The 7,416-nt window shown below is 67.4% G+C and carries 5 protein-coding genes and 1 pseudogene; all 6 read left to right on the plus strand.

Annotated elements, in window-relative coordinates:
- Window positions 1-243, plus strand: a pseudogene (locus tag AC1DYP_RS24590) (glucuronate isomerase); the annotation flags it as partial.
- A gap of 18 nt (window positions 244-261) precedes the next feature.
- Complete coding sequence (kduI, locus tag AC1DYP_RS24595) at window positions 262-1,110, plus strand: 5-dehydro-4-deoxy-D-glucuronate isomerase (protein WP_477048536.1); 849 nt, start codon at window positions 262-264, stop codon at window positions 1,108-1,110.
- A gap of 156 nt (window positions 1,111-1,266) precedes the next feature.
- A complete protein-coding gene (kduD, locus tag AC1DYP_RS24600) occupies window positions 1,267-2,049 on the plus strand; it encodes a 2-dehydro-3-deoxy-D-gluconate 5-dehydrogenase KduD (protein ID WP_477048537.1) in 783 nt (260 codons plus the stop codon).
- Between the two features lie 183 nt (window positions 2,050-2,232).
- Window positions 2,233-4,956: a phosphoenolpyruvate carboxylase gene (gene ppc / locus AC1DYP_RS24605; protein ID WP_477048538.1), complete on the plus strand. Its 2,724-nt coding sequence runs from the start codon at window positions 2,233-2,235 to the stop codon at window positions 4,954-4,956.
- A 577-nt stretch (window positions 4,957-5,533) separates the two neighbouring features.
- The gene (locus tag AC1DYP_RS24610; protein WP_018113188.1) at window positions 5,534-6,208 is read left to right on the plus strand and encodes a bifunctional 4-hydroxy-2-oxoglutarate aldolase/2-dehydro-3-deoxy-phosphogluconate aldolase; all 675 of its coding nucleotides are present in this window, start codon (window positions 5,534-5,536) and stop codon (window positions 6,206-6,208) included.
- Window positions 6,209-7,315 carry a sugar kinase gene (locus tag AC1DYP_RS24615; protein WP_047411116.1) on the plus strand — a complete coding sequence of 369 codons (1,107 nt, stop codon included), beginning with the start codon at window positions 6,209-6,211 and terminating at the stop codon, window positions 7,313-7,315.
- Window positions 7,316-7,416 lie beyond the last annotated feature (101 nt).

A 7,416-nucleotide genomic window follows, 5' to 3' on the forward strand; every position in this document is an offset into this window, starting at 1 on the left:
GTCGGCTTCAACGACGACACCCGCGCCTTCCTGTCGATCCCGGCCCGCCACGACGTGGCCCGCCGCGTCGACAGCGCCTTCCTGGCCCGCATGGTCGCCGAGCACCGCATGGACGAGGTCGAGGCCGCCGAACTGATCGTCGACCTGACGTACACCCTGCCCAAGAAGGCCTACAAACTCGACCAGCGACCCCAATGGGCCAAGCCGGTCCAGTCGAATCCCGCCAAACACGCCGCCGAATAGATTTTCCGGAGCTCCCTGATGTTCACCAAGACCTACCACGCCACCCACCCGGACATGATGTACGCGGTCAGCAACGACGACCTGCGCGATCGCTACCTGATGGACGGCCTGTTCGCCGCCGACGACATCGTGCTGCACTACAACCACGCCGAACGCTTCGTCGTGGGCGGCGCCGCCCCCGTCTCGAAGGGCGTCAAGCTGCCCGACCAGACCGAGCCCGCCTCGGCCGCCGGCCACCCGTTCCTGGAACGCCGCGAGCTGGGCGCCATCAATGTCGGCGGCGGCAAGGGCAAGGTCACGGTCGACGGCGTCGCCTACGACATCGAGCCGCGTGACGGCATCTACGTGACCATGGGCTCCAAGGACGTGGTGTTCGAAAGCGTCGACGCCGCCAACCCGGCCCGCTTCTACCTGACCAGCCTGCCGGCCCACGCCGCGTTCGAGACCAAGAAGCTGGAATTCGCCAACGCCGTCCCGCTGGAGCGCGGCGCCCTGGAGACCTCCAACGAGCGCACCATCTACCAGTACATCGTGCCGACCACCTGCAAGTCGGCCCAGCTGCTGCTGGGCATGACCGTGCTGAAGCCGGGCAGCGTCTGGAACACCATGCCGCCCCACCTGCACGACCGCCGTTCGGAAGCCTATTTCTACTTCGGTCTGGGCGACAACGACCGGGTCTTCCACTACATGGGCGAGCCGGACGAGATGCGTCACATCGTGATCGCCAACGAGGAAGCCGTGATGAGCCCGCCGTGGTCGATCCACATGGGTTCGGGCACCTCGAACTACACCTTCATCTGGGCGATGGGTGGGGAGAACCTCGACTACACCGACATGAACGTGCTGGACATCTGCCAGCTGAAGTAGGAGCGACAGCTCCTTCATGAACCCTTCGGCTGTCATCCCGGACGGCCCGAAGGGACGATCCGGGACCGACATGGAGCGTAGCGCTTCGGGTCGGTCCCGGATCTTCGCGCTTCGCGCTACGTCCGGGATGACAACGAGATTTTTGAGGAACGCACCATGGCCAATCCGTTCAGCCTCGAAGGCAAGGTCGCCCTCGTCACCGGCGCCAACACCGGTCTGGGTCAGGCCGTGGCCGTGGCGCTCGCCGAAGCGGGCGCGGACATCGCCGCCGCCGGCCGCAGCGCCCCGACCGAGACGCAAGCCGCCGTCGAGGCGACCGGCCGCAAGTTCCTGTCGATCAAGGCCGACTTCGGCTCGATCGAGCCCGTCCAGCGCGTGGTCGACGAGACCGTCGCCGCGTTCGGCAAGGTCGATATCCTGGTCAACAACGCCGGCATCATCCGCCGCGCCGACAGCATCGAGTTCTCCGAGGCCGACTGGGACGCGGTGATGGACACCAACCTGAAGGTCGTCTTCTTCCTGACCCAGGCCTTCGCCAAGCAGGTGCTCAAGCAAGCCAAAGATGGGGCGAGCGGCACCGCCAGCATCGGCAAGATCATCAACATCGCCAGCCTGCTGTCCTTCCAGGGCGGCATCCGCGTGCCGTCCTACACGGCCAGCAAGAGCGGCCTGGCGGGCCTGACCAAGATCCTGGCCAACGAGTGGGCGTCCAAGGGCATCAACGTCAACGCCATCGCGCCCGGCTATTTCGACACCAACAACACCGAGGCCCTGCGCAACGACGCCGACCGCAACGCCTCGATCCTGGCCCGCATTCCGGCCGGCCGCTGGGGCCAGCCGGGCGACCTGGGCGGGGCCGCCGTGTTCCTGGCCTCGCAGGCCGCTGACTACGTCCAGGGCATTACCTTGCCCGTCGACGGTGGCTGGCTGGCGCGCTAGAGGCAGAAATCTGCGCAAAAGCGAATTTGGTACCGCAACCAATGCGCCGGCCGCCTTTTCGCGGCCGGCAAAGCGCGGTAGAGGCGCCGCTGCGTCAGCAAGGGCACAACGTCCGGCCGACGTTTCGTACGTTTCCTTCCTGATGAACCGGCGCGGCTTCGCGGCGGTCGCGGAGCTTCGCGCATGCGTAATCCCCTGTCGCTCGATGGTGATCGACCCACCAGCCGACACGTCCGACAGAACGCCAACCTGCTCAGCGACCTGCTGAACGAGGCCATCGCCTATCTGGACGGCGAAGACGCCGCCAAGCTGGTGGCCACGGCGCGCAAGGCCGCCTCGCAGGAGACCGCCGCCGGCGAGGCCGCGCGCCTGGACCGGCTGTTCGCCGACCTGTCCAGCGACCAGGCCATCTTCCTGGCCCGCGCCCTGGCCAGCCACTCGATGCTGGCCAATATCGGCGAGGACGTCGCCGGCCGCCGCCGCCACGCCGAGGGCGACGCCCAGCCGGGCGACGAGCGCCCCCGCACCCTGGTCGACGCCGTCAAGGCGCTGGTCGCCGACGGCAAGTCGCCGGCCGAGCTGACCAAGGTCCTGGCCGCCATGAACGTGGTGCCGGTGCTGACCGCCCACCCGACCGAGGTGCGCCGCCGCAGCATGGTCGACCGCGAGACCGAGATCTCGCGCCTGATGGCCCTGCGTCGCCACCACCTGCCGCCGTCGATGGACGCCGAGATCCGCGAGCGGCTGTTCCGCGAAATCGCCCTGATGTGGCGCACCCGGCTCTACCGTCCCGAGCGGATCACCGTGAAGGACGAGATCCGCAACGCCCTGTCGATCGTCCGCACCTCGATCCTGCCGGCGATCATCGACCTCTATGCCGGCTGGTCGCAGGCGATCGGCGAGCACGGCCAGATGGCCCCGCTGCTTAAGATGGGCTCGTGGCTGGGCGGCGACCGCGACGGCCACCCGGGCGTCAACGGCGACACCCTTAAGCTGGCCTTGGCCTCGCAGTCGCGGGTGATCCTCGACTGGTACGCCAGCGAGGTGCGCAAGCTTTGGTCGAACCTGGCGGTGTCCACGGCCTACGTGCCGGTGTCCGAAGAGCTCCTGGCCCTGGCCGCCCAGACCAACGATCCGTCTGTTCACCGTCTGGACGAGCCGTATCGCCTGGCGCTGGAGCTGATCTTCGACCGGCTCTCGGCGGTGTCCCAAAAGCTGACGAACCAATGGGTGGCCTTCGCCACCGCCCGGACGGACGTCGAGCCATACGGCCATCCCGAAGCCTTCGTCGCCGATCTGAAGATCATCATCGACAGCCTGGAGCGGAACGGCGGCGAGCGCCTGGTGGGTTCGGCCCTGCGCACCCTGGTCGAGGTGGCCCAGGCCTGCGGCTTCCACCTGATGAGCCTGGACCTGCGCCAGAACGCCGACGTCCACGAGCGGACGCTGCACGAGCTGTTCCAGCGGGCCGGCACCGGCGTGAAGTACCTGGACCTCGACGAGAAGGCCCGCTCCAAGCTGTTGATCAGCGAGCTGTCGCACCAGCGACCCCTGGTCTCGCCGTTCACCGCCTATGGCGAGGAGACGGCCAAGGAGCTGGCCACCATGGAAGCCGCGGCCCAGGCCGTGCGCGACTATGGTCACGGCTGCATCGGCGCCTATGTGATCTCCAAGTCCGCGACCCTGTCGGACATCCTGGAACCGCTGGTCCTGCTCAAGCAGGTCGGCCTGGTCTGGGGCGGCGCGGCGCCGCGCGCCTCGGTGAAGATCAGCCCGCTGTTCGAGACCATCGAGGACCTGGAGAACGGCCCCCGGGTCCTGCGCCAGTGGCTGGAGCTGCCGTTGTCCCGCACCATCCTGGGCGACCGGCCGGTGCAGGAGATCATGCTCGGCTATTCCGACAGCAACAAGGACGGCGGCTACGTGGCCAGCCGGCGCGGCGTGGCCCGCGGCGCCTCGGCCCTGGCCTTCGAGGCCGAGCGGATGGGCGTGGGGCTTCAACTGTTCCACGGCCGGGGCGGCAGCGTCGGTCGGGGCGGGGGACCGGCCGCCGAGGCCGTGCTGGCCCAACCGGCCGGCACCGTCCAGGGCCGCATCCGCATGACCGAGCAGGGCGAGATGATCGCCCGCCGGTTCGGCGACCAGCCCACCGCCCGCCGCAATCTCGACGGTCTGGCCGCCGCGGTGCTGATGGCCAGCGAGCGCGAGGTCGTCCGCCCCGATCCCAAGGTCGAGGCGGCCATGACCGCCTTGGCGGAAGCGTCGTTCCACGGCTTCCGGGCCCTGGTGTACGACGACCCGGCGTTCGAGGACTTCTTCTGGTCGGCCACGCCGATCGGCGAGATCGTCGGCCTCAACATCGGCAGCCGTCCGGCCAGCCGCACCGCCAGCCGCAAGATCGAGGACCTGCGGGCCATTCCCTGGGTGTTCAGTTGGTCGCAGGCCCGCTTCATGCTGCCCGGCTGGTACGGTTTCGCCTCGGGCGTCGAGCGGGCGGGGCTGTCGACGGGGCAGCTGCAGGACCTGGCCGGCGGCTTCGACTTCTTCGGGGCCCTGCTGTCGAACATGGAGCTGGCCCTGGCCCAGAGCCACATGGGCATCGCGGCCCGGTACAAGGACCTGTCGCCGGACAAGGCCGACGCCCAGCGGATCTTCGACGCGATCCACCGCGAGCACGACAAGGCCGCCGAGATCGCCCTGGCGATCCGCGGCGGCTCGGCCCTGCTGGACAACCAGCCGGAGCTGGCGGAGTCGGTGGCCCTGGCCGGGCTGTCGGTCGATCCGCTGAACCACCTGCAGCTGGAGTTGCTGGCCCGCCGCCGGGCTGGCGACCAGGACGAGAACGTCCGCCTGGCCATCCAGCTGACTGTCGCCGGCATCGCGGCGGGCCTGCGCAACACGGGGTGAGGGGAGGGGCTCGGTGGCGGCTGCGCCCCTCACGATGCGTATTCGCATCGCGCCACCTCCGCGCCATGCGGGGGAGGAGTAATTTTCATCACCGCCGTCAAAACGGAAAACAACGTTTTGACGGCGCTTGCACAAGGCGTCGCTTCGGAGTAGATTCCTAAATGACACCGGTAGCAAAGTGGCTTGGCCACTATGACACCGGTATCACTGACGTTTTGGACTGGCCTGCCCAGTCCCAGGCGTCCGCGGCTCTTTCTGAGTTCGCTCCTGCGCAAACTTTCGGGGCGTCGGGCCATTGGCTCCGACGCCCTTTATTTTGAGAGCCCCGTCGCCGGAAACGGCCGGCTGGGAAAAGCGGCGCGGAACCCGACATCGTCGGATCACCGGGCAGGATGGAAACGAAGGACGACAACCAAGGCGATTGGACACGCGAATTGACGTCGGGGGAGCCTCTGGTGTGGCGTCCGCCCGCAACGCGGTCTAAACGGTCGCCCAGCGCCGAACGCGGCGAAATCTTCCACGCCGAGGCCCGCCGACAAGGCCGCACGCAAGATCGATCCTTTGAGGAGCAGTACTGATGGTGAAAGACCGCATGGCCGTGCTGACGGCGCTGATGGACCAGGGCGTCATCCCGGTTTTCTATCACCCGGACGTCGAGGTCTGTAAGAAGGTGATCCAGGCCTGCGCCGACGGCGGCGCGCCCTGCATCGAGTTCACCAACCGCGGCGACTTCGCCAGCCACGTCTTCTACGAAGTGACCCGTCACTTCGCCTCGGCCGATCCGCGCGTGATCATGGGCGTGGGCTCGATCGTCGACGCCCCGACCGCCGGCATCTACATCGCCAACGGCGCCAAGTTCGTGGTCGGCCCGATCCTCAACGCCGACGTCGCCAAGGTCTGCAACCGCCGCAAGATCCCGTATTCGCCGGGCTGCGGTTCGGCCTCGGAGATCTCGTACGCCGAGGAACTGGGCTGCGAGATCGTCAAGGTGTTCCCCGGCTCGTCGGTCGGCGGCCCCGATTTCGTCAAGGCGGTGCTGGGCCCGATGCCCTGGACCCGCATCATGCCGACCGGCGGCGTCGATCCGGACGAAGCCTCGGTCAAGAAGTGGTTCGGCGCGGGCATCGTCGCCGCGGGCATGGGCTCCAAGCTCATCACGCAGGAACTGCTGGACGCGGGCGACTACGCCGGCATCACCGCCAAGGTCCGTGAGACCGTCGATCTGATCAAGAAGGTTCGTGGGAAAGCCTAGATGACTGACAACATCCTCAACATCCGCCCGGCTTCGGAAACGAAGTGGGACTGCGCTTCCTTCGGTGAAGTGATGCTGCGCTTCGACCCGGGCTTCGGCCGGGTCCGCAACGCTCGCCAGTTCAACGTCTGGGAAGGCGGCGGCGAATACAACGTCGCCCGCGCTTTCAAGAAATGCTGGGGCAAGCGCTCGACCGCCGTCACCGCCCTGCCGGTGAACGACCTGGGCTGGCTGGTCGAGGATCTGATGATGCAGGGCGGTGTCGACACCTCCCACGTCATCTGGCGCGACTTCGACGGCCTGGGCCGCAACACCCGCGTCGGCCTGAACTTCACCGAAAAGGGCTTCGGCGTGCGCCCCGCTTTGGGCTGTAGTGACCGTGGTCACTCGGCCGCTTCGCAGATCCGCCCCGGCGAAGTGAACTGGGAAAAGCTGTTCGGCGAAGAGGGCGTGCGCTGGTTCCACACCGGCGGCATCTTCGCGGCCCTGGCGTCGAACACCGCCGAAGCCGTGATCGAAGCCGTTGAAGTGGCCCGCAAGTACGGCACCGTGATCTCTTACGACCTCAACTACCGCGCCAGCCTGTGGAAGTCGCAGGGCGGCAAGGAAGGGGCCCAGAAGGTCAACCGCCACATCGCCCAGTACGTCGACGTGATGATCGGCAACGAAGAAGACTTCACCGCCTGCCTGGGCTTTGAGGTCGAAGGCCTGGACGAGCACATCAGCTCGATCGACCCGGCCAACTTCAAGAAGATGATCGAGACCGCCGTAAAGCAGTTCCCGAACTTCAAGGTCGCCGCCACCACCCTGCGCAACGCCAAGACCGCCTCGGTCAACGACTGGTCGGCGATCCTGTACGCCGGCGGCGAGTTCTACGCCTCGATGATGCGCGAGAACCTCGAGATCTATGACCGCGTCGGCGGCGGCGACGGCTTCGCCTCGGGCCTGGCCTTCGGCTTCATGGAAGGCAAGGGCCCCCAGGCCGCCGTCGAGTACGGCGCGGCTCACGGCGCCCTGGCCATGACCACTCCGGGCGACACCTCGATGGTGCGCCAGGCGGAAGTCGAGGCCGTGATGAAGGGCAAGGGCGCGCGGGTCATCCGCTAGTCCGAAGCCTCATCGGCGGAACAAGCAGAGCCCCCGGCCGCAAGGCCGGGGGCTTTTTTCATTCCTCCCCCTGTGGGGGAGGTGATCGCGCAGCGATCGGT

The organism is Caulobacter sp. P1_D6, assembly GCF_056406095.1.

Bases quoted from the DNA above. Each gene is read 5' to 3' on its own strand.
- kduI (WP_477048536.1), top strand. From the start codon at position 262: ATGTTCACCAAGACCTACCACGCCACCCACCCGGACATGATGTACGCG.
- kduD (WP_477048537.1), top strand. From the start codon at position 1,267: ATGGCCAATCCGTTCAGCCTCGAAGGCAAGGTCGCCCTCGTCACCGGC.
- ppc (WP_477048538.1), top strand. From the start codon at position 2,233: ATGCGTAATCCCCTGTCGCTCGATGGTGATCGACCCACCAGCCGACAC.
- AC1DYP_RS24610 (WP_018113188.1), top strand. From the start codon at position 5,534: ATGGTGAAAGACCGCATGGCCGTGCTGACGGCGCTGATGGACCAGGGC.
- AC1DYP_RS24615 (WP_047411116.1), top strand. From the start codon at position 6,209: ATGACTGACAACATCCTCAACATCCGCCCGGCTTCGGAAACGAAGTGG.